The sequence below is a fragment of the Polaromonas sp. CG_9.7 genome, assembly GCF_015752205.1.
Classification (GTDB): Bacteria; Pseudomonadota; Gammaproteobacteria; order Burkholderiales; family Burkholderiaceae_C; genus Polaromonas.
The window spans coordinates 183600-209386 of sequence record NZ_JADOVG010000004.1; the positions used below are offsets into that span (position 1 = coordinate 183600).

At 63.3% G+C, this 25787-nt stretch carries 23 protein-coding genes; 16 read left to right on the forward strand and 7 right to left on the reverse strand.

Annotated elements, in window-relative coordinates; all coding sequences use genetic code 11:
* The first annotated feature begins 1 nt into the window (after position 1).
* From IWX87_RS06020 to IWX87_RS06035, 4 genes are all read left to right on the forward strand, one after another.
* Positions 2 to 628 carry a LysE family transporter gene (locus IWX87_RS06020; RefSeq protein WP_196862608.1) on the forward strand — a complete coding sequence of 209 codons (627 nt, stop codon included), beginning with the start codon at positions 2 to 4 and terminating at the stop codon, positions 626 to 628.
* 55 nt (positions 629 to 683) lie between these two features.
* Positions 684 to 1448 (forward strand): ParA family protein, encoded by a 765-nt coding sequence (locus tag IWX87_RS06025; RefSeq protein ID WP_196862609.1) that lies wholly within the window; start codon positions 684 to 686, stop codon positions 1446 to 1448.
* Positions 1449 to 1573: 125 nt separating this feature from the next.
* A complete protein-coding gene (locus IWX87_RS06030; protein ID WP_196862610.1) occupies positions 1574 to 2134 on the forward strand; it encodes an alpha/beta hydrolase in 561 nt (186 codons plus the stop codon).
* Positions 2135 to 2190: 56 nt separating this feature from the next.
* Positions 2191 to 3126 carry a ParB/RepB/Spo0J family partition protein gene (locus IWX87_RS06035; RefSeq protein WP_196862611.1) on the forward strand — a complete coding sequence of 312 codons (936 nt, stop codon included), beginning with the start codon at positions 2191 to 2193 and terminating at the stop codon, positions 3124 to 3126.
* Positions 3127 to 3521: 395 nt separating this feature from the next.
* Here the strand turns inward: IWX87_RS06035 and IWX87_RS06040 are convergent, their stop codons facing one another.
* Positions 3522 to 4106, reverse strand: a complete 585-nt coding sequence (locus IWX87_RS06040) for a hypothetical protein (protein WP_231374620.1) — start codon at positions 4104 to 4106, stop codon at positions 3522 to 3524.
* On the opposite strand from IWX87_RS06040, the gene IWX87_RS19590 reads away from it, so the two are divergent.
* Both IWX87_RS19590 and IWX87_RS06050 read left to right on the forward strand, forming a co-directional pair.
* On the forward strand, positions 4093 to 4506 hold the full coding sequence (locus IWX87_RS19590; protein ID WP_196868282.1) for a hypothetical protein: 414 nt from the start codon (positions 4093 to 4095) through the stop codon (positions 4504 to 4506). The genes IWX87_RS06040 and IWX87_RS19590 overlap by 14 nt on opposite strands.
* 205 nt (positions 4507 to 4711) lie before the next feature.
* Positions 4712 to 5461: a L,D-transpeptidase gene (locus IWX87_RS06050; protein WP_231374621.1), complete on the forward strand. Its 750-nt coding sequence runs from the start codon at positions 4712 to 4714 to the stop codon at positions 5459 to 5461.
* A gap of 215 nt (positions 5462 to 5676) precedes the next feature.
* Here the strand turns inward: IWX87_RS06050 and IWX87_RS06055 are convergent, their stop codons facing one another.
* The gene (locus tag IWX87_RS06055; protein ID WP_196862613.1) at positions 5677 to 8349 is read right to left on the reverse strand and encodes a CHASE3 domain-containing protein; all 2673 of its coding nucleotides are present in this window, start codon (positions 8347 to 8349) and stop codon (positions 5677 to 5679) included.
* 405 nt (positions 8350 to 8754) lie between these two features.
* Positions 8755 to 10176, reverse strand: coding sequence for an FAD-binding oxidoreductase (locus IWX87_RS06060; RefSeq protein WP_196862614.1), 1422 nt, complete (start codon positions 10174 to 10176; stop codon positions 8755 to 8757).
* 194 nt (positions 10177 to 10370) lie between these two features.
* Here IWX87_RS06060 and IWX87_RS06065 point away from each other — a divergent pair, with 194 nt between their 5' ends.
* Complete coding sequence (locus IWX87_RS06065) at positions 10371 to 10964, forward strand: cob(I)yrinic acid a,c-diamide adenosyltransferase (RefSeq protein WP_196862615.1); 594 nt, start codon at positions 10371 to 10373, stop codon at positions 10962 to 10964.
* A 341-nt stretch (positions 10965 to 11305) separates the two neighbouring features.
* Here the strand turns inward: IWX87_RS06065 and IWX87_RS06070 are convergent, their stop codons facing one another.
* Both IWX87_RS06070 and IWX87_RS06075 read right to left on the reverse strand, forming a co-directional pair.
* On the reverse strand, positions 11306 to 12856 hold the full coding sequence (locus IWX87_RS06070; protein WP_196862616.1) for an acetyl-CoA hydrolase/transferase family protein: 1551 nt from the start codon (positions 12854 to 12856) through the stop codon (positions 11306 to 11308).
* A gap of 217 nt (positions 12857 to 13073) precedes the next feature.
* Entirely contained in the window at positions 13074 to 13496 is a 423-nt protein-coding gene (locus IWX87_RS06075) for a hotdog fold thioesterase (RefSeq protein ID WP_196862617.1), read from the reverse strand.
* 107 nt (positions 13497 to 13603) lie between these two features.
* Between IWX87_RS06075 and IWX87_RS06080 the strand changes: the two genes are divergently transcribed.
* Together IWX87_RS06080 and IWX87_RS06085 are read left to right on the forward strand one after the other, a co-directional pair.
* A complete protein-coding gene (locus IWX87_RS06080; RefSeq protein ID WP_231374622.1) occupies positions 13604 to 14938 on the forward strand; it encodes a hypothetical protein in 1335 nt (444 codons plus the stop codon).
* A gap of 140 nt (positions 14939 to 15078) precedes the next feature.
* Positions 15079 to 15450, forward strand: a complete 372-nt coding sequence (locus tag IWX87_RS06085) for a hypothetical protein (protein WP_196862618.1) — start codon at positions 15079 to 15081, stop codon at positions 15448 to 15450.
* Between the two features lie 170 nt (positions 15451 to 15620).
* On the opposite strand, the gene IWX87_RS06090 is transcribed toward IWX87_RS06085, so the two are convergent.
* Positions 15621 to 16907, reverse strand: coding sequence for a solute carrier family 23 protein (locus IWX87_RS06090; protein WP_196862619.1), 1287 nt, complete (start codon positions 16905 to 16907; stop codon positions 15621 to 15623).
* A gap of 260 nt (positions 16908 to 17167) precedes the next feature.
* Between IWX87_RS06090 and IWX87_RS06095 the strand changes: the two genes are divergently transcribed.
* The 3 genes from IWX87_RS06095 to IWX87_RS06105 all read left to right on the forward strand — a co-directional run bounded on the left by IWX87_RS06095 (position 17168) and on the right by IWX87_RS06105 (position 20549).
* The gene (locus IWX87_RS06095) at positions 17168 to 18412 is read left to right on the forward strand and encodes an efflux RND transporter periplasmic adaptor subunit (RefSeq protein ID WP_196862620.1); all 1245 of its coding nucleotides are present in this window, start codon (positions 17168 to 17170) and stop codon (positions 18410 to 18412) included.
* 16 nt (positions 18413 to 18428) lie between these two features.
* Positions 18429 to 19694, forward strand: a complete 1266-nt coding sequence (locus IWX87_RS06100; RefSeq protein ID WP_196862621.1) for an FtsX-like permease family protein — start codon at positions 18429 to 18431, stop codon at positions 19692 to 19694.
* Between the two features lie 201 nt (positions 19695 to 19895).
* On the forward strand, positions 19896 to 20549 hold the full coding sequence (locus IWX87_RS06105; protein WP_196862622.1) for a hypothetical protein: 654 nt from the start codon (positions 19896 to 19898) through the stop codon (positions 20547 to 20549).
* 136 nt (positions 20550 to 20685) lie between these two features.
* Here IWX87_RS06105 and IWX87_RS06110 read toward each other — a convergent pair whose 3' ends face one another.
* Complete coding sequence (locus IWX87_RS06110) at positions 20686 to 21363, reverse strand: phosphatase PAP2 family protein (RefSeq protein WP_196862623.1); 678 nt, start codon at positions 21361 to 21363, stop codon at positions 20686 to 20688.
* A 211-nt stretch (positions 21364 to 21574) separates the two neighbouring features.
* Here IWX87_RS06110 and IWX87_RS06115 point away from each other — a divergent pair, with 211 nt between their 5' ends.
* The 4 genes from IWX87_RS06115 (at position 21575) to IWX87_RS06130 (ending at position 25783) form a co-directional block, all read left to right on the forward strand.
* A complete protein-coding gene (locus tag IWX87_RS06115) occupies positions 21575 to 22270 on the forward strand; it encodes an ABC transporter ATP-binding protein (protein ID WP_196862624.1) in 696 nt (231 codons plus the stop codon).
* A gap of 420 nt (positions 22271 to 22690) precedes the next feature.
* Positions 22691 to 23128, forward strand: a complete 438-nt coding sequence (locus tag IWX87_RS06120; RefSeq protein WP_196862625.1) for a hypothetical protein — start codon at positions 22691 to 22693, stop codon at positions 23126 to 23128.
* Positions 23129 to 23148: 20 nt separating this feature from the next.
* Positions 23149 to 23436 carry a hypothetical protein gene (locus tag IWX87_RS06125; protein WP_231374623.1) on the forward strand — a complete coding sequence of 96 codons (288 nt, stop codon included), beginning with the start codon at positions 23149 to 23151 and terminating at the stop codon, positions 23434 to 23436.
* A 271-nt stretch (positions 23437 to 23707) separates the two neighbouring features.
* The gene (locus IWX87_RS06130) at positions 23708 to 25783 is read left to right on the forward strand and encodes an acetoacetate--CoA ligase (RefSeq protein WP_196862627.1); all 2076 of its coding nucleotides are present in this window, start codon (positions 23708 to 23710) and stop codon (positions 25781 to 25783) included.
* Positions 25784 to 25787 lie beyond the last annotated feature (4 nt).

Here is a 25787-nt window from a genome sequence, read left to right on the forward strand (position 1 = left end):
CATGCCGGGCTCGTTTGTTGGTGTTGCCGACTATGGCGCTTTTGTTGTTGCCATCCTGGTCTTTCTGGCCATTCCTGGCCCCGGCAATCTGGCTTTGATCACCTCGACCGGCAAGGGTGGAATTCCGGGCGGCATGGGTGCCACTTTTGGCGTGATTGCCGGCGACCAGTTGCTGCTCTGGGCGGCTGTGGCGGGCGTATCAGCCCTCATGTCGGCCTATCCCGCTGCTTTTCATGCTGTTCAATGGTTGGGTGCGTTGTACCTGGCCTGGCTGGGTTTGAGGATGCTCCTGGCCAAACCGGGAGCTGCGCCCATTTTGCAGATCAAGCCGCGCTATTATTTTCGCCAGGCTTTGTTGATCACCCTGCTCAACCCGAAGGCTATCGTGTTTTACCTGGCCTTCTTTCCGCTATTCGTTGACCCGGCGCAGCACCAGGGCCTCAAGACCTTTGGCGTGATGGCTGCCACCATTGCGGCACTGACATTTCTTTATGGCTTGACGGCTGTACTGCTGACCTGGAAGTTGGCAGCACGCATTCGGGCCAATCCAAAAATATCGATGACGCTCGAAAAAGCGGCTGGCATGTTTCTGATTGCCTTTGGCATCAAGCTCGCCCTTTCCCGGTAAACCCGACACTGCAATCTTCGCTTTCCCCAACGGAACGACAACTCAACAAGACGCTATGGCCAAAATATTCTGCATTGCCAACCAAAAGGGCGGCGTGGGCAAGACCACCACCACCGTCAACCTGGCCGCCGGCTTGAGCCAGATCGGACAGCGCGTGCTGATGGTCGACCTGGACCCGCAGGGCAATGCCACCATGGGCTCGGGCGTGGACAAGCGCAAGCTGGAAATGACGGTCTACGACGTGCTGCTTGAAGTTGCTTCGATTGTCGATGTGCGCGTTCACAGCGAGAAATGCGGCTATGACGTTCTGGGCGCCAACCGTGAATTGTCCGGCGCAGAGATCGAACTGGTGCCCCTGGAGCGGCGCGAAAAGCGCCTGAAGCAGGCGCTGGCCAAGGTGGACAAGGAATACGATTTCATCCTCATCGACTGCCCGCCGTCGCTGTCGATGCTGACGCTGAACGGGCTGTGCGCGGCGCACGGCGTCATCGTGCCGATGCAGTGCGAATATTTTGCGCTTGAAGGCGTGACCGACCTGGTCAACACCATCAAGCAGGTGCATGCCAACCTGAACAAGGATCTGCAGATCATCGGCCTGCTGCGCGTCATGTTCGACCCGCGCATCACGCTGCAGCAGCAGGTCAGCGAACAGCTCAAGGGTCATTTCGGTGACAAGGTGTTCAACACCGTGATTCCACGCAACGTCCGCCTGGCCGAAGCACCGAGCTATGGCCTGCCCGGCGTGATTTTCGACCCGAACTCCAAGGGTGCGCAGGCCTTTGTGGCCTTTGCCCAGGAGATGGTCGGGCGCATTCTGTAGGCAGCAGGCCGGATTTATTGATTAAAACAACGATTTGCGCATGTCCGGTATATGCAGACAGCTATTAAAAACATAGCAAATCGAAGTTTCCGAGTTTTGTCCGCACTGAATGCCTGAGCGACGCCATGAACCCCTCCAATGTCCTGATTCTTCCCGGCTGGCAAAGCAGCGGCCCGGACCACTGGCAAAGCCGCTGGGAGCGCCTGCATGGCTACACCCGGGTGGAGCAGCACGACTGGATGCGCCCGCTGCGGGGCGACTGGATTGCGCGGCTGGAAGATGTGCTGCTGGCGTGCGATGTCGAGCGGGACGGCCCCGCCGTGCTGGTCGCGCACAGCCTGGGCTGCCAGCATGTGGCCGCCTGGGCCGCGCACAGCCGCAACACCCACCGGGTGAAGGCTGCCCTGCTGGTCGCGCCGCCCGATGTCGAGCGCGACGACGTGCGCACGCTGCTGCCCAGCTGGTCGCCGGTGCCTTTGACAACGCTGCCGTTCAAAACAATGCTGTTCGCCAGCGGCAACGATCCCTTTTGCAGCCCGACGCGCACCCGGCAGTTTGCCTTGGCCTGGGGTGCCGACCTCACTGACGTCGGTGCATGCGGCCACCTGAATGCCGAAAGCGGCTTGGGTGACTGGCCGCAGGCGCATGCGCAGCTGCTCCGGCTGATGGGTGATACTCCCGCCTGAGCGCGACCCGTCCGCACCACCCTTCCTACCGATTAAAAGAAAGACAAGACAACGCCATGGTCACCAAAAAACAAAAAGGCCTGGGTCGCGGGCTTGAAGCGCTGCTTGGCCCCAAGGTCGATGACTCGCCCGAGGCGGCCGATGCCTTGACTGCGGCCAGCAGTCCCGGTTTGCCGGCTTCGCTGCGGCTCGACGACCTGGTGCCGGGCCAGTACCAGCCGCGTACGCGCATGGACGAGGGTGCGCTTTACGAGCTGGCTGAATCCATCAAGGTGCAGGGCATCATGCAGCCGATTTTGGTGCGGCGCCTGAAAAGCGGCGCCAACAGCGGCAAGTACGAGATCATTGCCGGCGAGCGGCGATTCCGCGCGGCGCGTCTGGCCGGGCTCGACAGCCTGCCGGTGCTGATTCGCGACGTGCCTGACGAGTCGGCAGCTGCCATGTCGCTGATTGAAAATATCCAGCGCGAAGACCTCAACCCGCTGGAAGAAGCGCAGGGCCTGCAGCGCCTGGTGAAGGAGTTCGGCATGACGCATGAACTCGCCGCACAAGCCGTGGGCCGCTCGCGCAGCGCCGCGTCCAACCTGCTGCGCCTGCTGAACCTGGCCGATCCGGTGCAGACCATGCTGATGGCCGGCGACCTGGACATGGGCCATGCCAGAGCGCTGCTGGCGCTGGACCGGGCCACGCAGATCACCGCTGCCAACCAGATCAGCGCCCGCAAGTTGTCGGTGCGCGAGGCTGAAAGCCTGGTCAAGAAACTCGGCAGCGAGTTTTCGCTGACACCCAACAAAACCCCGCCTGAAAAAGCGCGCGATACCCTGCGGGTGGAAGAAGAACTGGCCGACCTGCTGATGGCCGCTGTCGATGTGCGCATCAAGAAACAGGTCAAGCGCAACGGCAAGCGGGAAGCGGTGGGCGAGCTGGCCATCCAGTTTTCGTCGCTGGACGAAATCAACGGTCTGATTGAGCGCCTGCGCCGTACTGCTTGAGGCCAGCAGGGGGCGGGAAGATGCATCGGCGCGATGAAAAATGGTTTTCCCGCGCCCGTAACAAAGTTTCATCCGTCAGGTTACTCAGCCATTCCATGGTGGAATAGCAAAAGTTTCACCTCAAACCGACAGCGTCAGGGCGACTGGTTTGGCATGGAGGCTGGCTTTGTTCCTACGAGGTCTGGGGGGTCCGGTAATTTGCAGGCGCTGGCAGCAGCACAGGCATTCCGCCTGACGCCGGTTCTTTTTACCGGGCGCGATTGATATCGCCAGCGACCGCAAGTGTGCTTGCGACCGAGCCCAAGACATGAAAAAAGCGGCATTCCCCTGAAGGAAATGCCGCTTTGACAACTTGTGAAAGTCCTGTTTTGAGGACTTTCAGATGCCGCTGATGGTTAACGGTAGATGTTCTGACCGCCGTTTTGCTTCCATTCGTTTTCGAAGTGCATGGCATCTTCGTCATTGCGGGTTTTCACGCCCATCAGGATGCCGCCGTTTTTCACGCCTTCCTCATATTCCTTGACACGCTCTTCAGGCATGTTCCAGCCAATCAGGGCGCCAATCAGACCACCGCTGGCGGCGCCTGCACCGGCACCGGCTGCTGCAGCAGCCAGAGGGCCTGCAATCACCAGGCCCAGGCCGGGCAGGGCGATGCTGGTGCCGACAGCGGCAATGCCTGCCAGGATGGCGCCGATGGTGCCGCCAATGGCGCCGCCAATGCCGGCGCCTTCAGCCGCCTTGTTGCCCAGCTCTGTTTCCTTGCCCATCGCGCTGTCTTCCGAAAAGTGGCGCTTGCGCGTGTCGTCCGACATCACCAGGTTGACGTCGTCTTTCGAGTAGCCGCGCGTGTGCGCTGCGTTGTAAGCAGCTTCGGCACTCGCGCGGTCGGGAAACAGGCCTGTCACCATGTTGCTCGACCCGGTGGTGGACGTGCTGCTGCTGGCGTAAGGGGTGGAATTGGTGTTCATGTTCGCGTTCATGGGATTCTCCTTTTCAACTAAAAAACAAAAAAACTGGGTCCATCAGTTGCGGTCGGCACGTGCTGGGCGGTTGGTTCCCATGGCGCCGCTGCGTGTCATGCCGCTGCGGCTGTTGCCGTTCATGGCGCCTGAATTTGCAGTGCTGCCATTCGTCGCGGCGGGGGCTGTGGTGGTGTCGTTCATGGCTCCACTGGCGCGCTGCATGGGCGATGGCGCGGTGCGCACCACGGTGGCGGTGTCACTGCGCGGCACGGCTTGCCGGTTGGCTGTTGCCGCTTCCTGTGGTGTCACTCCGACTGTGGCGGGCGCTGATGCGCCTGTTGCCGGCATGGGGGTCTGCGCTGAAACGCTGGCCATTGCAACTGCCATTAACGCTCCGAGGGAAATCAATCTGATTTGACTTTTCATGGTTCTGTCCTTCTGAAAAACTTTGCGGCCAACACGCACAACGTGTTTTCGTTCAGCTTCGAATAAAAGCTGAATTGACTATAAAAATTCAAGTTTCCATTCGGTTTCAGCGGTGACCGTATGGCGCCGTAGGAGGAAGCCGCTAGTTAATCCTTCATGGTTTCCGAGCCTCGGACAATGATTTACCATTTCCGTCCATGAACTCCCGCCCTGTTGATTCACTGCTGAAAACCAGCTTTCCGCTTTGTTTGCGCGCCATGAAAAGTGCGTTGTTTTGCACCAGCCTGGCTGCGTTGCTTGGCTTGGCCCCGCCGTCGTGGGCGGCATCCCTGGCGGATTTTGCGGCTGCGGCTGTCAAGCCCGGGCCACTTCCTGCCGCACAGGATGTGGCCCGCATGGCCACCTGGATTCGCGCCACCGGCAATCATCAGGGGCTGCCTTTTGCCGTCATCGACAAAAAGGCTGCCATGCTGCATGTCTTTGCCGCGTCAGGCCGGCTGCTGGGTTCTTCGCCGGTGCTGCTGGGCCTGGCGGTGGGCGACGATTCGGTGCCGGGCATCGGCACGCGCAAGCTGTCGGACATCCGGCCGGCCGAACGCACCACGCCGGCGGGCCGCTTCATGTCCGAGCCGGGCCGCAACCTGCAGGGCGAGGACATTGTCTGGATCGACTATGACGCGGCCGTCTCGATGCACCGCGTTCGCGCCAGCAACAAGGCCGACCGTCGGCTGCAGCGCCTGGCAACGCCGACGGCGGCCGACAACCGCATCTCCTACGGCTGTGTCAACGTGCCAGCTGCGTTTTACGACGCGCACGTCAAGCCGGTGTTCGGGCTGCAGCCGGGGGTGGTTTACGTGCTGCCTGAGACCCGCCCGTTGGACACCTTGCTGGGTATGGCCGATGGCAGCGCGCTGAAGCCGCACCCTATTTCCGTCGCAACCCACTGATCGCCGCAGCGCATAACCCGCTACGCGGTCAACTCAACCCTCCAGCGTGTTTTTATCGAGTTGCAAGGCCGCAACAGCGCACCCGCCTGAGCGGCAGCTTCGGCATAAGATGAAACCGCATTTTGCTACTGTATCAATAGCTAGTGGTGCAATGCCAGTAGGCGGAAAGAGCTTTTTTTGGCCTTGAAGCCGTTTGTGGCAAACCCGAACGTGCGCTAGGAAACAGACCGCAATATCTTCTCGATGTCGTTGTAATCGGCTGGCTTGACCAGGTGGTGGTCAAAACCGGCATCCTGCGAAAGCTGCCGGTCGGAGTCCTGGCCATAGCCTGTCAAGGCGACCAGCACCACGTTCTTGAGCTCGGCCTGCTGGCGAATCCGCTGTGCCACCTTGTAGCCGTCGAGCCCCGGCAAGCCGATGTCGAGCAGCACGACATCAGGATGGTAGTCAATGGCCGCCTGCACCGCCGCCGGGCCGTCGTAGGCCAGCCGGGTGTCATGACCGGTCATTTCCAGCAGCATGGCCAGGCTCTGGGCGGCGTCGACGTTGTCATCGACCACCAGGATGCGCTGCGGTACTTTTGGGGCCGGCCGGGTGTTGCCATCCTGGGCTGGGGTTGCTGGCGCAAGCACTGTCGGCATGGCCGGCAGCCGAACCACAAACTCGCTGCCCTGGCCCAGCGTGCTGGACACCGTCACCGTGCCGCCATGCAGTTCCACCAGCTGCTTCACCAGGCTCAGGCCAATGCCCAGCCCGCCTTGCGAGCGGTCCAGCGAATGGTCTGCCTGCGTGAACAAATCAAAGATGCGCGGCAGCAGCGCGGGCGCCATGCCCAGGCCGTTGTCACGCACCCGGATCGCCACCAGCGGCTCGGCCGCCTGCCCGCCGCTGGCCGCCGGCTCGGTTTCAACGCTCAGCCAGATGTGTCCGCCATTGGGCGTGTACTTGGCCGCATTGGTGAGCAGGTTCACCAGCACCTGTTCCAGCCGCGCGGCATCGGCATGCACAAACACCGGCGCCTGCGGCAATGAGACGCTGAGCTCATGCCGCTGTTCTGCAATCAGCGGATTGGCCGCCTCTACCGCGCCTTCCACGATGCTGTTCAGGCTGACTGGCTCCAGGCGAAGCCGGACATTGCCGGTGGTGATGCGCGAGACTTCCAGCAGGTCGTCCACCAGATGCTTCAGGTGCTTCAACTGGCGCTCCATGATGCCGCGGCTTTGCTGTTGAAGCGGGTCGGCGTCTGCGGGCAGGCGCAGCAATAGCAACGCATTGGCAAGCGCCGCCAGCGGGTTGCGCAACTCATGGCTGAGCATCGCCAAAAACTCGTCCTTGCGCTGGTGCAGCTCCACCAGCGCCTGTGCCTGTTCGGCGGTCTCGTGCTGCAGACGCGCACGTTCGGTCACGTCGTAGCAGCAGGTGATGGCGCCTGTGATGTCGCCCGCCTTGCCAAGCAGCGGCACCACATGGGCAATGACGGTCATGCTGGGGGCAGTGGGCCGCTCGATCACGAAGGCTTCGTCATAAATCGCTGGAATATTGCCCTTGAGCACTTCGGCCGTGCGGGACTGCAGGGTAGGCGCCCGTGTCTCGTCAGGCAGATGGTCTTGCTGCGGTGCCTGAAAAAATGATTTGTCGCCTTTGCCGTCCTCAGGCTCGGCGCCCCAGAGTTCCAGCGCCGCACGGTTGCATTCCTGCAGCCGACCCGCCGCGTCGGATGAAAAAATGGCAATCGGTCCCCAGTCAAACAAGGCGCGAAAACGTGCCTCGCTCTGGCGCATGGCTTCTTCGTTTTTCACCCGCTCGGAAATGTCCCTGAAAAGGACCGCCACACGCCCACTTTCCGGATTGCCCAGCCGGAAGGCATAGGCATCGAACCAGCGGCCCGCCAGGCCCTTGGCTTCGCTGACAAAACGGTGCGGTTCGCCGGTGAGCGCGACCTTGCCGTAGATTTCAAACCACTGGGCCTCCATGTCGGGCACCAGCTCCAGCATTCGCTTGCCTTTGGCGTCCGACATGCCGGTCTGTTTTTCAAAGGCCCGGTTGACTTCCAGAAAACGGTAGTCGACCGGCGCCTTGCCATCGTCAAAAATGAGTTCGACGATGCAAAAGGCTTCATCAATCGAGTCGAACAGCAAATGGTACTGCCAGGCACTGTGCCGAAGTTCTTTTTCGGCGTGCTGGCGGCCCGCCAGTTCCCGGCGCAGGCAGACAAAAAGCAGCAGCAGCGCCAATGCCCCCAGGGTGCCGCCAAGCAGCATGGCTTGCAGCGTGCGGCGTATGTCTGCAGCGCTTTGCGTGGCATAACTCTTCAGGTTTTCGGCTTCCTCGGCCTTGGTTTCTCCCACCAGCACGCGAAGCTGGTCCATGGTTGTCTTGCCCGCCAATGCCGTGACCGCCTGGCTGGCGGCCAGCAGGCCCTGGGTCTGGCGCACGGCGATGGTTTCCTGGAAGATCGCCATCCTTTGCCCGAGCAGTTGCGTGAGCGTGACAATCCGCTGCTGCTGGCGGGCGTCGCCTGCGGTCAGCAGGCGCAAGCTTTCAAGCCGGGCTGCGAACACGCCCACGGATGCGTTGTAAGGCTCCAGGTACTCGGGCAATCCGGTGATGATGTAACCGCGCTGCCCGGTTTCTGCATCCTTGAGGCTGGACATGAATTCGTCAAGCTGCGAGATGACCGCCAGGCTGTGCCCTTCGCGCTGCCCCCAGGCAGTCGCAGCCTGCAGGCTTTTATAAGCCAATACGCCGACGCCGACCAGGCAAGCCAGCACCAGCACCAGCAAGCCATTGACCCGCCTGCGCTTGCCGGCATCGGGCGGTCCGACGGGACTGTCGCCGTCATGGCTTTGCTGCGCTTTCCGGTGCGCTGCCTGTTCTGCCGTGGTCATGGCCATGTCCTGTCCGCTTGCGAACGCTTGGGCCGCGTGCTGAAGACGGATGGACTGCAAAAGTGAAAGGGAAGGAGTGTCATCAGCCGTAAAAAAAGTAAAGCTGCCAGAAACCGAAGTCATCTTGACAGGTATTCACTCGTTTCACGAAACGCTGTGTGCCGGTAAAAATCCGGCAAAATTTTCTGAAAACGTTTTAGGCCAGGGTTCTATTGCTATATTTTAAATAGCGTATTGCGATGCAGCAGCTGTGCTTCAGCCGACAAACGAGTCGTTATGCGGCAGGCAGATAGCTGTTTTTTTCGGTGAAGAAAAGCCTGCTTTCATATCGATGAAAACACAAAATGCAACATTTAAAATGATAAAAATAATAAATTAATCAAATTTATCGCAATCAACTTGCCTTTACAGCGAAAAAATCTTGCCCGGGTTCATGATGTTTTTCGGGTCCAGCGCACGTTTGATGGTTCGCATCATGTCCACCGCGCCGTCGCCGGTCTCGCTCAGCAAAAAGTCGATCTTGCCCAGGCCAATGCCGTGCTCGCCGGTGCAGGTGCCTTCCAGCCGCAAGGCGCGCGCCACCAGCTTGTGGTTCAGGATTTCGGCGGTTTCACGTTCTTCGGGTTTGTCCGGGTCGATCAGGTAGCCGAAATGGAAATTGCCGTCGCCGACATGGCCGACCAGAAAATAGGGAATGCCGCTGGCGTCGGCTTCAAGCACCGACTCCAGCAGGCAGTCGGCCAGGCGCGAAATCGGCACGCAGGTGTCGGTCGAAATCGCCCGGCAGCCGGGCTTGCTCTGGATGGCGGCAAAGTAGGCGTTGTGCCGCGCCGTCCACAGCCGGGTGCGCTCCTCGGGCGTGCTGGCCCATTCAAAGGCATTGCCGCCCTGGCCGCTGGCGAGTTCCTGCACCAGCTCGGCCTGCTCCTTCACGCTGTTCGGCGTGCCGTGGAACTCCATCAGCAGCATGGCTTCCTCGCGCAGGCCGAGCTTGCTGTGGGCGTTCACCATGCGCACGGTGTTGGCGTCGATCAGTTCGACGCGCGCAATCGGCACGCCCAGCTGGATGATCTCGATGGTCGTGCGCACCGCCGCCTCGATGCTGGGAAACGAGCAGATCGCCGCTGAGATGGCTTCGGGCAGCGGGTACAGCCTGACGGTGACTTCGGTGATGACGCCCAGCGTGCCTTCGCTGCCGACCATCAGGCGCGTCAGGTCGTAGCCGGCGGAGGACTTCTTGGCGCGCGTGCCGGTGCGGATGATGCGGCCGTCGGCGGTGACGACTTCGAGCGCCAGCACGTTTTCGCGCATGGTGCCGTAGCGCACGGCGTTGGTGCCGCTGGCGCGCGTTGCGCTCATGCCGCCCAATGTCGCGTCGGCGCCCGGGTCGATGGGAAAGAACAGCCCGGTGCTCTTGATTTCTTCATTCAGCTGCTTGCGCGTCACGCCCGGCTGCACCGTCACCGTCAGGTCTTCGGCATGAATGGCCAGCACCTTGTTCATGCGGCTCACGTCGATGCTGATGCCGCCCTGAACGGCGAGCAAATGGCCTTCGAGCGAGGTGCCGACACCAAAGGGAATCACCGGCACGCTGAACTGGCTGGCCAGCGTCACCGCGTCGGCCACGTCCTGCGTGCTTTCGGCAAACACCACCGCAGCCGGCGGCAGCGAGGTGAACGACGACTCGTCGCGGCCGTGCTGCTCGCGCACCACCAGGGCGGTCGAGCAGCGCTCGGCAAAGCGGGTTTTCAGCGCGTCGATCAGGGCCTGCGGCGTTTCGCGCTGGAGGAATTCGGGCAACAGGTGGGGGGGCAGCGGTGCGTTCATGGGTGTCTCCTGAAGGGGAGGCCCGAGTTTACGACCGGAAGTGTTCTCCACGCTTTTGAGCTGGCCGTGCGCCGGGCCGGCAAGGCCTGGGGCGGGCAAGGCCATCGCCGGCTTGGCCGGGCTGAAGCTTGATAAGCTTGCCGCCTGCCCATCAACCTTTCCAACCCACTGCGCCTTGCGCGCACCTCAATGCCATGGCCAACAGACTTTCACAAATTGCCACCCGCACCGGCGACAACGGCACCACCGGACTGGGCGACAACACCCGCGTTTCCAAGGACAGCCGGCGGGTTCACGCCATGGGCGATGTCGATGAGCTGAACTCGAACATCGGCGTGCTGCTGTGCGAAGACATGCCCGCCGACGTGCGCGACGTGCTGGTCGAGGTGCAGCACCAGCTGTTCAACCTGGGCGGCGAGCTGTCGATTCCGGGCTTCGAGCTGCTCAAGCCCGAAGCCTTGCTGCAGCTGGACGAGGCGCTGGAAACCTACAACGCCCAGTTGCCGCGCCTGGCCGAATTCATCCTGCCCGCCGGCAGCCGCGCTGCGTCGCTGGCCCATGTGTGCCGCACCGTCGCCCGCCGCGCCGAGCGCGGTGTGGTGGCGCTGGGCCAGCAGGACGCGCTGAAAGACACGCCGCGCCAGTACCTGAACCGCCTGAGCGACCTGATGTTCGTGCTGTCGCGCGTGCTCAACCGCATGAACGGCGGCGACGACGTGTACTGGAAAAGCGAACGCATGGCGCGCATGGCGCAGGACGACGCGGCAGGGGCGCCGACCGGGTCCTGAGCAGGGCCATTATTGTGTAATTGCTATTGAAAAAATAGCTGACGGCGCACGACTGGTATGCGCTAGAGGCTAAAAATGCTTGAAAAGAAGCCACTGCTCGGCATCCTCGATGGGCTTTGTATTTCTGTCATTGCGGACTTGATCCGCAATCCATGACCCCGCTGGGGAGGAGGCATGGATCCCGGGTCGAGCCCGGGATGACAGATAAGGGATGACAGAGGCGTTGTACGACAGAGCAGTGGGATGACATTCCCTTCCTCTTTTGTTGGGCGATCACCTGAAAGGCGAGCTGGGGAGTCACAAAACCCCGCAGCCGTCCCCGTGCATGCCGCCCAGCGCCATCAAACCAGATGCAGCGGCTCCTGCAGCGCGCTCACCGGCAGCATGTAGCCGGTTTCAAGGAAGCGCGCATGCCACGACAGCGCTTCTTCGAGCAGGTGCGGCGTGTGCTTGCCCGAGGCGCCCGCGAGCGAGCGCTCGAAGTAGTCGCGCAGGGCGGGGCGGAAATCGGGATGCGCGCATTTTTCGATGATCAGCCGTGCCCGCTGTGTTGGCGACAGGCCGCGCAGGTCGGCCAGGCCTTGCTCGGTCACCATGATTTCCACGTCGTGCTCGGTGTGGTCCACATGCGAGACCATCGGCACGATGCAGGAAATGGCGCCGTTCCTGGCGACCGACGGCGTCATGAAGAACGACAGATAGGCATTGCGCGCAAAGTCGCCCGAGCCGCCAATGCCGTTCATGATGCTTGACCCCATGATGTGCGTCGAGTTGACGTTGCCGTAAATGTCGGCCTCGATCATGGCGTTCATGGCGATCACGCCCAGGCGGCGCACCACCTCGGGGTGGTTGCTGATTTCCTGCGGCCGCAGCACGATGCGCTGGCGGTAGAAGTCGATGTTCTGGTTGAAGTCGGCCAGCGCGTCGGGGCTGAACGACAGCGCCGTGGCCGACGCCATTTTCAGCGTGCCCGAGCGCAGCATGTCCAGCATGCCGTCCTGCAGCACTTCGGTGTAGGCCGTCAGGTTCTTGAACGGGCCGTCGTCCAGGCCGGCCAGCACGGCGTTGGCGATGTTGCCCACCCCCGACTGCAAGGGCAGCAGTTCGGCCGGCAGGTGGCCAAGATTCACCTCCTGCTGCAGGAATTCGATGATATGCGCGGCAATGCGCTTCGAGTTTTCGTCGGGCGCGGCAAAGGCCGAATTGCGGTCGGGCTGGCGCGTCGGCACCACGGCCACCACCTTGCTCAGGTCGCACGTCAGGTAGGCCTCGCCGATGCGCTCGCCCGGCTGGGTCAGCGGAATCGGCTGGCGGTGCGGCGGCAGGCGGGTGCCGTAGTAGATGTCGTGCATGCCTTCCAGGCCGGCGTTTTGCAGGCTGTTGACTTCCAGGATGATCTTGTCGGCCTGGTCCAGCCAGGTCTTGTTGTTGCCCACCGATGACGACGGAATCAGCCGGCCGTCAGGCAGGATGCCAGCAACTTCCACCACCGCCACGTCGAGCTTGCCCAGAAAGCCGAACCAGACGAACTGCGCCACGTTGGACAGGTGCATGTCGGTGTACTGCATGTCGCCGGCGTTGATCTGGCGGCGGCAGGTCGGGTCCGACTGGTAGGGCAGGCGCATGTCGATGCCGTGGACCTTGGCCAGCGCGCCGTCGAGTTCGGGCGCGGTCGAGGCGCCGGTCCACAGGCCGATGCGGAATTCCTCGCCGGCGGCATGCAGCTTTTCGATGCGCCGGGCCAGCGCCTGCGGCACCGACTTGGGGTAGCCCGCGCCGGTGAAGCCGCTCATGCCGACATGGGCGCCCGCCGGAATCAAGGCGGCGGCCTCGTCGGCCGACATGATTTTTGCTCTCAGGACAGGGTTTTGCACACGATCGGCGAAAGACATGGGGAATCACTCCGGGTAAGGCCATGGCGCAGGAACGCGCCGGAACTGCCGGAATTTTATCAGTCGATGCGATTTTGATTAGGGTAAACCCTTTGTTTAGGGCTACGCCATACGCCACAGACGGAATATTTTGGCCAGCGCTGCAGAAGCGACAAATTACTCATTTATTCATAGCTGAAAAGTCTTTCTCAGCCTGCGGCGGCACCGGTTTTTAGCATTATTTCGACGCCAGTACCGCCATCGTGATGCGTGACACGCAGGTCAGCGCGCCGGCGTCGTTGCGCAACTCGATCGCCCAGACCTGCGTGCTGCGGCCGATGTGCACCGGCCGGGCGATGCCGGTGACCCAGCCGCTGGTCGTTCCCTTGAGGTGGTTGGCGTTGATGTCCAGCCCCACCACGCGCTCGCCGGGCGGTGCGCAATACGCTGCGCCGCACGAGCCCAGGGTTTCGGCCAGCACCACCGACACGCCGCCATGCAGCAGGCCGTAGGGCTGGATGGTGCGTGCATCGACTGGCACGCGGGCGCGAATGAAATCGTCGCCGACTTCGAGGAACTCGATGCCCAGGTGGTGGACGGCGGTGCCGGTGTTTGACGCGGTCAGCAATTCAACAGAGATGGGTCGCTTCCAGATGTGCATGGGATGTCCGGGACGGTAAGAAAACCTTGACTATACGGCGGGCGCCTACAGCCAATGGGCGGTTTGCCGTGCTGGCTGTCGGGTTTGGGGGCGATACGCTGAACACCATGTCCACCACTACCGCACCCCCCGTGAAAAAGCCGATGACGCGCACGCGCAAATGGCTGATCGGCGGCGCTGTGGCTGCGGGCGCAGTGCTGATGCTGGCCGCGGGAGTCATCAGCCTGGTGCCTTCGGACGCGGAACTGGCGCAGCGGGCAGCGGCCGAACTGGAAACCGCGCTCGGGGTTCCGGTCAGCATCGGCCGGCTGCATTGGCAACTGCTGCCCTTGCCCCGCGTGGTGATTGAAAAGCTGGCCACCGGCCAGCCCCAGCCGGTGCAAATCGACATGATCACCGCCGACCTGAACACGTCGGCGCTGTGGCAACGCCGGCTGCAGGTGGACCGCGCCGTGGTGCAAGGCGCGGTCGTGCCGCAGCTTTCCCTGCGTGGACTGGGCAGCCCGTCTGCCACAGCCAGGCCGGCGTCGTCCATGCCCTTCAGACTGGACGCCTTGCCGCTGGCACGCCTCGAAGTGCGCGCGTTGACCTGGGTGTCGCGTTACGGCAAGCGCCTGGTGTACGAAGGCGAAGCCGATTTCGACGCCGGCTGGCGGCCGCGCACAGCCGGGGTGCGCCGGCCGGACGCCCAAACACCTGCCGAGGCGACTTTGGCGCGCCAGGGTCAGGAAGACCGCTGGGCTGTCAACGCGAGTGTGGGCGGCGGCACGGCAAGTGGCGAACTGCAGTTGCAGCTTGACGACCAGGGCGGGCTGCGACTGAACGGAAAGCTGCAGCCGCGCAACATCGATCTGGTCAGCACATTGCAGGCTTTCGAACGGCGCTCGGTCATTGCCGCAAAGGTATCGGGCGAAACGGTGCTGTCGGCCCAGGGCAGCAGCCCGGGTGAACTGGCGTGGTCCCTGCACACCACGACGAATTTCAGCACCGGCCGCGCCTCATTGCTGCGCTTTGACCTGGACAAGGCGGTTCGCAGTGTGGGCAAGGAGCATGCGGGCAGCACCCCGCTTGACAGCGTCACCGGGCAGTTCGACACGCAAAACACGCCGCAGGGCATGGTCGTCACCTTGAGCCGGCTCCAGGCCCGCTCCGGCGTGCTCAGCGCATCAGGCCGGGCGCAGGTGGCGAAACGGCAGATCAACGCCGAACTGGCGGTGGACCTGGTGGATGGCGTGGTGGGCGTGCCGCTGACCCTCAGTGGTCCGGTGGACAAGGTCCAGGTGTCGGTGCCGGCCAGTGCCCTGGCGGGTGCCGCCGCAGGAACTGCCGTGCTGCCCGGCATTGGCACGGCCATTGGCGCGCGCATCGGCGCGGCCATCGGCCGGATACTGGGCGCGGAGCCGGCGGACAGGCCGCGTCGCCTGGCGCCTGTCGAAAAGTAGTTCCTGCGCTAGCGGGAGCCCGGTGGCAGCCCAGCGACGTCGCCGGCCCTGAAGGGCGTGAAGGGCCTGAAAACGGCATTTTTGGGTGCGTTTCTGCTAAGCTTCACAATTCCTTTCCCTCCTATCCCACGCACGCGACCATGTCACAAGCCCAGAACGCCATCCATCCTACCGCGCTGGAGCACGCGCTGGACCAGAACGAGGCCATTCAGGAAGCCGTCGAACAGTCGGCCGCCGAACTGTGCGTCGTCAATGCGGTGCTGACACAGGAAGTCCCGGCGCACCTGCAAACCGGCGAAGTCGCCCAGGCCATCGAGCGCACCGAGGAACTTGAAAACCGCATCCAGCAGTCGGCTGACGATTTGGCGCAGGTCAACCTGGCGCTGAAGGAGGAAATCAGGCTGCGCGCCGAACTGGAGGATCAACTGGCTTGTGCCCAGGCAGCGCTTGACCAGACGCAGGGCCAATTCAAGGCCAAACACCGTCCGGGCCAGGGCTCGGCTGCCCGCTAGAACGCAACCCGGTTTCACCGGCAAATGCGGCCTGCGGGAACCGTCACAATTTTGCTACGGTATTCATAGCTGTTTGTGCATATCCAGCTTGCGCAAAAGCCTTTTTCAACAGTATAAATGGCGTTATTCGCCGGTGCTGACCCGCGCCAATCCGGAGCCGTCTGCCGGGGCTATTTCCTGCGGTCCAGCAGCGCGTAAAGCAGGATCGCGCCAAAGGTCGCGGTGCCAATGCCGCCCAGCGCAAACTGGCCAAACTTCAGCGTGAAGTCGCCGGTGCCCAGCACCAGCGTGATGGCAGCGACCAGCAGGTTCTTGTTGTCCGAAAAATCGACCTGGTTCACCACCCAGATCCGGGCGCCGGCCACGGCGATCAGGCCGAACACGACGATGCTCACGCCGCCCATCACCGGCAGCGGAATCGCCTGGATCAGTGCGCCGAACTTGGGGCTGAAGCCCAGCAACAGGGCAATCAGCGCCGCAAAGACGAACACCGCCGTCGAGTAGATCCGGGTGGCTGCCATCACGCCGATGTTTTCGGCATAGGTGGTCACACCGGTGCCGCCCGCGCTGCCTGACACCATGGTGGCAATGCCGTCGCCGATGAAGGCGCGGCCCATGTACACGTCCAGGTTCTTGCCGGTCATGGCCGTCACCGCCTTGATGTGGCCCAGGTTTTCGGCCACCAGAATCACCACCACCGGAACGATCAGCAGCATGGCATTGGCGCTGAACACCGGCGCGGCAAAGCCCGGCAGGCCGAACCAGTCGGCATTGGCGATGCCCGACAGGGCGATGGGCTTGCCCAGGCCCATGCCGTTGGTCAGCAGCGCATAGATCAGCGACGACATGATCAGGCCAATCAGGATCAGCAAGCGCTGCAGCATGCCACGCGCCATCACCGCCACCAGCGCCACGCTGACGAAGGTGACCACCTGCATCCACGAATCGAAGTTGCTGGCTGCCATGTTCTTGATCGGGATGCTCGCCAGGTTCAGCCCAATCACCGCCACCACCGCGCCGGTGACGACGGGCGGCATGAGCCGCTCGATCCAGCGCGTGCCCACCAGCTGCACCAGCGCGCCAATGCCCGCATACACCGCGCCGCAGGCGATGATGCCGCCCAGCGCCACGCCGATGTTGGCGTTCGGCCCGTTGCCGGCGTAACCCGTGGCTGCAATCACCACGCCGATGAAGGCAAAGCTCGACCCGAGGTAGCTGGGCACCTTGCCGTTGGTGATGACGAAAAAGATCAGCGTGCCGATGCCGCTCATCAGGATGGCGATGTTCGGGTCAAACCCCATCAGCAGCGGCGCCAGCACGGTCGAGCCGAACATGGCAATGACGTGCTGCACGCCCATCAGCGCCGTCTGCGGCCAGGGCAGCCGTTCGTCGGGCCCGATGACGCCGCCTTGCCCCAGCACCGCGCTGCTTTTTTCCGTCCAGTCCAGCATGCCCATTGATTGCTCCCGTTTGTAAGTGGGGCAATGCTAAAGGCAATTTGCCACGCTTCGCGCTACCGGACAAGTGCAGGGCGAAGAAACCGGCGGACGTGCGCCAGCATGCGCGCATTCAAGACGCCAGGTTCAGGCGGTGGAGGGCATGGAAATGCCATGTCGCGTACAAGCCTGCCAACGTCCAGTTGACGCACCCTGAAAGGTTGACAAACGTTGACCTTGCACAGAGTTGCAAAACCATTCAACTGCTACGCTCGCAGGCTATGAAACCTCTCGTCAAATGGGGCGTCGCTGCCTTGCTGGTTCTGGCTGTGGCTGGCGCAGCGCTGTTGGTCAGCCGGCGCGGCACACCCGTGCAGCTGGTGCCTGTGGCGCGTACCGGCATCGTGCAGTCGGTGGTTGCCACCGGACGGCTGAATGCGCCGGCGCGCCTGGACATTGGGGCTGAAGTGACCGCCACGGTGCTGGAAGTGCGCGTGCGCGAAGGCGACCGCGTCAAGGCGGGCGACGTGTTGTTGCGCCTGTCGGATGCCGAAGCCCGCGCGGCATTGCAGCAGGCCAGGGCTTCTCTGCTGGAAGCACGCGGCCGCGCCACCCAGCAGGCCACGGTCGCCGCGCCGGTCGCCAGCCAGGCGGTGGTGCAGGCCGAAGCGGCATTCACCGCCGCCGGGCGCGAACACCAGCGCGCACGCGATCTGGTGGCGCAGGGTTTCTTTTCGCAGCAAAAGCTCGACGACGCCCGGCGCGCGCTGGACACGGCCCAAAGCGCGTTGCAATCGGCGCGGGTGCAGGCACAGGCCAACCAGCCCAACGGCATCGAGCGCACCCTGGCCGCGTCGCGCATCGACCAGGCGCTGGCGGCGGTCGGCGTGGCCGAGGCGCGGCTGGCACGGCTGCGCATCACCAGCCCGGTCGATGCAATCGTGCTGACGCGCAGCGCCGAGCCCGGCTCCATGGCGCAGCCCGGCCATGTATTGCTCACGCTGGCCGCGCAGGGCGGCACCCGCATCGACGCCAATGTCGATGAAAAAAACCTGCGCCTCATCACACTGGGCATGGCCGCCAGGGCGGTGGCCGACGCCTATCCCGGCCAGTCCTTCGACGCGCAGCTCAACTACATTGCCCCGGCCATCGATCCGCAGCGCGGCACGGTCGAAGTGCGTCTGGCCGTGCCGAATGCACCGGCGTTTTTGCGGCCCGACATGACGGTGTCTGTCGAAATGGTCGGCGGCGTGAAACAAGATGCGCTGGTGCTGCCCTCAGGCGCCGTGCGCGACGCCGACCGCGAAGCGCCCTGGGTGCTGGCACTGCAGGACGGCATGGCGGTGCGCCTGCCGGTCAAGCTGGGCCTGCGCGGCATCGGTTCGGTGGAAATCACCGAAGGATTGAAAGAAGGCGACGCGGTCATTGCGCAGACCGAAAAAGCCGTTGCCGGCGACCGCGTGCGGCCCGGCCCGGTGGCCGCGCCGGTCAAGGGCATGGAAACGCCTTCCTTCATTTCACGTTAAGTCGCAAACGTCAACCATGGCCACTGCCCGACACCGCCCCGCCCTGAGTTCCTGGACCCGCTGGATGCCGTTCGAGCTGCTGGTGGCGCTGCGCTTTTTGCGCGAAGGGCGCATGCAAAGCGTGCTGATCCTGGCCGGGGTGACCGGCGGCGTCGCGGTCATCATTTTTTTGACCCAGTTGATCAACCAGCTGCAATCGACCATCATTGACCGCGTATTGGGCTCGCAGGCGCATGTGGTGATTCGCCCGCTGGAAGAAGTCACGCAGCGCGTGCTCGCACCCAGCGCCGACCGCGCCGTGGCCGCCGTGGTGCAGCCGCGCGACCAGCGTTTGCGCTCGGTCGACCAGTGGGAGCGCATGGCCGGCCTGGCCGCCGCCACACCCGGCGTGCTGGCCGTGTCGCCGGTGGTCAGCGGCCCGGCCTTTGCGTCACGCGGCAACAGCAACAAAAGCGTGGCGCTGCTCGGCGTGCAGCCTGACGCCTACCGCCGCGTGGTGAAGATGGACAACTACATGACGCGTGGCCGCTTCGATGTGACCGGCAGCAACACGCTGATCGGCGTTGACCTGGCCAGCGACCTGGGCGTCACCGTCGGCGACAAGCTGCGCGTGACCAGCGCCGGCGGCCGCAGCGAAACGCTGGACATCACCGGCCTCTTTGACATGGGCAACCGCGACTTGAACCGGCGCTGGGTGTTCGTCACCCTGAAGCTGGGGCAGACGCTGCTGGACTTGCCCGGCGGCGTGTCGAACATCGATGTCACGGTGAAAGACCTGTTCGGCGCCAACCAGGTGGCCGATGCCTTGCGCGCCCAGACCGGCCTGACGGTGGACAGCTGGATGCAGACCAATTCAGGGCTTTTGAACGCCTTGTCGAACCAGACGGTGTCCAACAACCTGATCCGCAGCTTTGTCATCATCATCGTGGCGCTCGGCATTTCCAGCGTGCTGGTGGTCAGCGTGGTGCAAAAGCAGCGTGAAATCGGCATCCTGCGGGCCATGGGCACGGGACGGCGGCGCATCATGACGGTGTTCTTGCTGCAGGGCGGGCTGGTCGGGCTGGCCGGCTCGGTGCTGGGGTCGGCCCTGGCCTTCGGCCTGCTGGTGGTGTTTTCGCACGTCTTCAAAAGCCCCGACGGCGGCTCGCTGTTTTCGCCGCAGCTCGACCCGATGCTGGTGCTGCTGGCGTCGGTGGTGGCCTGCGGGGTGGGACTGGCGGCGGCGGCGATTCCGGCCAGAAGTGCAGCGCGGATGGACCCGGTACAGGCGATCCGGGCATGAAAGTGCAAGCTGATGGGGCCTCGCCGACATTCACTGCAACTGCACCATTGGCGTGTTGCCGTTGCACCATGGGCTACCGGCCTTTGCCGCGCTGCAAAGTGCGACGCCAGCCGGCCTCCGCCTGATGCTGCGCAATACAGCCGCACAGCATGGCTGATGCCTGGACATCAATCCCAGCAAAACACCTACCTCCTGCACCCCATGAAACCCATCGTTGCCGTTTTCATCGCTGCCAGCCTGGGGCTGAACTCGTTTTTCGCTTACCGCCTGTGGTTTGCGCCGGACGCCGTCAACACCTCCCACACCACGCAAGATCTGGTGGTCATGCAAACGCCCGGGGGACTCCTGGAGGTCAGCGCCATCACCGCAGAAGAGCGGTTTGACTCGACGACGGGCCACACTGTTCTTGGCGTTCCGGTTGGCAAGACCGTGGCCCAGATCAGGGTTCCGGCGGTTTATCGTTACCACATCCCCCTGGCCAGAGCTTGGGACTTCCGCATTTCGGGCCGCACGCTCATCGTCGTCGCACCCCCGGTTCGGCCTTCGCTGCCCGTGGCCATCGACACGGGAAAGCTGGCGTCTTTTTCAAGCGGCCTCTGGTCGCCCGTCACCGGAACGGCTGCCATCGAGGCGCTGCAACAGTCCATTACCCTCAGACTCGAAGAGAAAGCGGCGTCGCCACAGCATCTGCTGCTGCAACGCGAATCAGCCCGGCAAACGGTCAGTGAATTTGTCCAGAAGTGGGTCATCGACCAGCCGCGCTGGAAAGGTGCCAAGCCGCCCACGGTGCTTGTTTTCTTTGAAGACGAGCCGCTGGGCCGCAAGGCCATTCCGCTTCTTTCAGAAGCACCCTGATGACGTGCATGGCGCCTTGTCAGGGACTTTGCAACAGCGCAGGAAAGAGATCGATTCGGCGATATTCCTGTCCGGCGCGATCATTGCCTGCGCCACAAGGCACTGGCGCTGAAGTTTTCCAGGGGGCTCGCCGTTGTCAGGCGCCGCGGGTCGGCAGGGCGCTTGGGCGGCAGGTGCGGCACAGCAGGTCGCTGCGCTCGAATGGCCTGTCGTTTCCGGACATGGCCAAGGCCAGTCGGATGACCAGGGAATGGGTGGGCGAGGCATGCAGCTGAAACGGCATGATCGCCATCCAGGCCAGCAAAACCACCGGCACGATGGGTTTGATACGCAAGGTTGATTTCTGGCACATCGCCAGCGCTACCATGCACACGGCGCCGCCTACAGCCCAGCCGGCGAACACCTCGGACCATGAATGCGCGCCCACTTTAACGCGGCTCACGCCCACAATCAGCGCCAGCGCAAAGCCCAGTGCGGCAGGCAGCCGATGGTCGCCGCGCAATGGCGCCGACAGGAAGGTGACCAACAGCAGGGGGTAAATGGCTGCCGCAAACATGGCATGTCCCGAGACACCTGTGAAGTTGACGGCTGCCCATCCAATACCCCAGCCCATGAACGCCACCTTGCTGGCGGTCGTGATGAAGGCAGCGGTCACGATGAGCGCCATCCAGCTCAGCGCCAGCCGGCGGGTGGGCGCTTGCGCAAACAGCACCAGCAGCGTGATGGCCGCTGCCGGAATAAGGATTTGCGCTTCGCCAAGCCGGGTCAGCAGATGCCACATATGAAAAGTTGCCGAGGGGAGGGAAAAGTTCATGCGCCGATTCTAGGGGGATACCCTATCCTTGGCACAAGCCAAGGAAATCAGGCGCATGACGTGGCGTCGTCACAAGTCGGAGTCAGCCTGCAGCCGTTGGTATTTTCGCCAGCGCTTGCCGCTCCTTTTTCATCACCGCAGCGGGGCGTTTGAGCCGGTGCCAGACAGGCCACAGCGCCTGCCAATCCTTGCGGTTCACAATACAAGTCGCATGAACACCCCGTCCCGTCCCATCCTCCGCCTGAGCGACATTCACCGCAGCTACAACGTCGGCACGGACGTTGAAACCGAGGTGCTGCACGGCATCAGCTTGAGCCTGCAGCCTGCCGAGTTCGTCGCGCTCAAGGGGCCGTCGGGTTCGGGCAAGAGCACGCTGCTCAACATCATCGGGCTGCTGGAGCGGCCCACGTCGGGCACGCTGGAAATTGCCGGTCAGCCCACGCTGTCGCTCGACGACGCGGGGCTGACAAAGCTGCGCGGCGCGACCATTGGCTTCGTGTTCCAGTTCCACCACCTGCTGCCGGCCTTTACCGCGCTGGAAAACGTGCTGATGCCGTCGATCATTGCCCACGGCACCGCCACGCTTGAAGCGCAAGCCAATGCGCGCGAACTGCTGGCGCGCGTCGGCCTCAAGGGCGCCGAATACAAGCGGCCCGGCGAGCTGTCGGGCGGCATGCAGCAGCGCGTGGCGATTGCCCGTGCGCTGTCGCTGCGGCCGCGCCTGATCCTGGCCGACGAGCCCACAGGCAACCTCGACACCGTGTCTGCCGACGAGGTGTTCGCCCTGTTGCGCGAGTTCAACCACGACCACGGCAGCGCTTGCCTGATCGTCACGCACGACCCGCGTCTGGCGGCCGGCTGCGACCGGATCGTCGCGCTGGTGGACGGCCGGGTCTTACCCGTTTGAGGCGATTGAAAAAATAGCTGAACCCGACCATCCCGCTTGCGCCAGACCACGGCAAGAGTCTGAAAATACCGTGCTGCGGCTTTTTCAGCGCTCCTGAACTGCGCTGCTCTTTACCGCTGACGAAATACTGCTGCGCAACGAAAAATTTCAAGTAAAAAAAGCTGTTTGCGCATGATAGGCGGGCGCTGGCAGCTAGCATTTTTGACAATCCAGCATGCCAATGAATGCGCTTGTCCATGGTGTGCCAGTGCAGCCAGCTCGGCATTTGCATGCCCCTCAAAAGCGGCTGCGTACGCCGTTTTCGCAGGGTTGGCAAATCCTCAGCCTACAGGGCAAGGGTATGACGACCCACACGCCTGGCGGCGCAACGATAGTTAAATGGTGACTGGCGCTGTTGCCAACACGATTCAAAGGACCGCCATGAACGACTACAACAAGACTTCCTCGCAAATTGCTGACGAGGCCAGTAAAACCGGCCAGAAAGCCGCCGACGCAGCGGGACAGCTGGCCGGCGAAGCAAAAGCCAATGCCACCAGCACGGTGCAGGCTTTGCGCCCTGCCGTCGAGGACGCAAAAACCACGGGCCGCGATGCCTTGAACACCGCCAAGGGTTTGGCGGGAGATGCCAAGGCGATCGCTGGCGACGCCTGGAACACCGCCCGAAGCTATGCCAAGTCGGCAAGCGGCGTGGCAGGTGAAAAGCTTGGCGACTTCAAGTCCAAGGCCTCCGATTTTCAGGAAACCACTGCCCGCCGCATTGCCGATGAGCCTTTGAAGGCGGTAGCCATTGGTGTTGCCGCCGGCGCGCTGCTGGCTGCGCTGCTGATGCGCCGCGGAAAAAACCGCAGGGATTACTGAGCGTGGAACCGATGAAGCCCATGAAGCCAATGGAACCCATGAAGCCGATGGACGGACCTGATTCCAGCTGGTGGCCGAAGGGGCTTTCCAATCCTTCCAGCAGTGGGCGCCAGAACGGCGTGCGCTACGCCTTCTTTCCCGGCCAGCATCGGCTGGTGTTGGAGCAGGGCGGGAAAGTCAAGCAATACGACACTGGCGAGCACCGCATTTCCGGGGTGAGCCAGTCGCAAGCCGGCCAGGGCGCCAGCCTGCGCTTCACCAGCCAGTCTGGCGATGTGGACTTGGAATCGCTCAAGGAAGTGCATTGACACGTCGCCGCTTCGAAAGCGTCGCACGGATTTTGTTTTTTTGACGCTTGCCGGGTGGCATGCGATGGCGCAATCACTGCGTCGGCTGATCCTGCCGCAATTCGGGCACTTGCTGCATTGATGGGTTGAACACTTTCCGGCCTGCGGCGGAACTTACGCCCCTGCCTGCGAAGAAACCCAGCGTTCTGAACCCAAGGGTACGTCTGGCGACAGCAAGGCCTGCCCGACGCTGCTACGCTGGCCGTTCATCATCCGCACGGAGACCCCAGGCATGAACGAGACCCCCACAGCGCCCCCTCAAATTCCGCAAATCCGCCTTTACCAGGACTGGCTGCGCGACCGGCATGGCCTGGTGTTTGAAAGCTACGACGCGCTCTGGCGCTGGTCGACCACCGAGCTGGACGCATTCTGGCAAAGCATCTGGGACTACTTTGATTTGCAGTCGCCCACACCGCACAGCGCGGCATTGGACAAAAACGCGATGCCTGGCGCCTGCTGGTTTCCCGGCGCGCAGGTCAACTATGCGCGGCAGGTGCTGCGCCATGTCGATGCGGCCCATGCTGCCGGTTTGCCGGCCGTCATCAGCAGCAACGAAAAAAGCCAGCGGCGCGAACTGAGCTGGCCCGAGCTGCGCCGCCAGGTGGCGTCGCTGGCGCTGCACCTGCAGGCGCAGGGCGTGCAGCCTGGCGACCGGGTGGCGGCGTATCTGCCGAACATTCCTGAAACCCTGGTGGCGTTCCTGGCGACGGTCAGCATCGGCGGCGTGTGGAGCGTGTGCGCGCCTGACATGGGCACGCACGCAGTGCTCGACCGCTTCCGGCAAATCGCGCCCACGGTGCTGATTGCCTGCGACGGCGTGACGCACGGCGGGCGTGACCATGACCGCCTGGGCGTGCTGGCCGAGCTGCGCCAGGCGCTGCCCAGCGTGCGCCACACATTGCTGCTGGGCAACCTGGATGCTATGGTTTCAGTAGCTGGTTGTGCAGGCTGGACAAGCGCTACAGCCCGAAATGACGATGAAACCGATGCGTTCGAGCCGCTCTGGCTGGGGTTTGACCATCCGCTGTGGATCGTGTATTCCAGCGGCACCACCGGCCTGCCGAAACCCATTGTTCACGGCCATGGCGGCATGGTGCTGGTGCAGATGCAGCTTGGCACACTGCACAACGACGTCGGCTGCAGTTACCAGTCCAATTCCTTTGGCGAGCGCTACCACTGGTACAGCTCGACCGGCTGGGTGATGTGGAACGCACAACTGGCCGGGTTGCTGGGCGGCACGACCTGCGTGATCTTCGACGGCAACCCCGGAGGCGCCAAGGACCGGCCCTACTGGACCACGCTCTGGCGCTTCGCGGCCGACACCGGCGTGACCTTTTTTGGCGCGGGCGCGGCGTTTTACGCCAGTTGCATGAAAGCCGGCATCACCCCCCCAGCCTGCGGCGACCTGCGCCGCATCCGGGCGCTGGGCTCGACCGGCTCGCCCTTGAGCGCCGAGGTTCAGCAATGGGGTTCGTCCTTCATGGCCGTTGCCGGCGTGGACGACATCTGGTGGTGCAACATCTCGGGCGGCACCGACTTTGCCGGCGCTTTCATCGGCGGCAACCGCGAACTGCCCCAGACACCCGGAAAAATGCAGTGCCGCATGCTCGGCGCGTGCGTCGAGGCCTGGAACGACAACGGCCAGCCGGTCATCGGCGAGGTCGGTGAACTGGTCTGCACCCAGCCAATTCCGTCCATGCCGCTGTACCTCTGGGGCGACGACAGCGGCGCGCGCCTGCTGGCCAGCTACTTCGACATGTACCCGCCGGGCCACGGCCGCCAGCCCGGCGGCGGCGATGCGGGGCCGGAAATGGGCGCGGTCTGGCGCCATGGCGACTGGCTGAAGATCGACCCTGGTGTCGAGGGCGGCTGCGTGATCTACGGCCGCTCGGACGCGACCATCAACCGCCACGGCCTGCGCATGGGCACCAGCGAGCTGTACAGCGCCATCGAGGCGCTGCCCGAAGTGCTCGACTCGCTGGTGGTGGACCTGGAATACCTGGGCCGCCCCAGCTACATGCCGCTGTTCGTGGTGCTGGGGGGCGGCGCGGTGCTCGACGACGCCATGCGGGCCCGGCTGAACCACGCCGTCAGGACCGCGCTGAGCCCGCGCTTCGTGCCCGACGACATCTTTCAGGTGGCTGAAGTCCCGCGCACCTTGTCGGGCAAGAAGCAGGAGTTGCCCATCAAAAAGCTGCTGCTCGGCCAGCCGCTGGAAAAAGTGCTGAACCGCGACGCGATGGCCAACCCGCACTGCCTGGACTGGTATGTCGGTTTTGCGCAGCAGCGGCTCGCGCAGCCTGGCTGAAGCG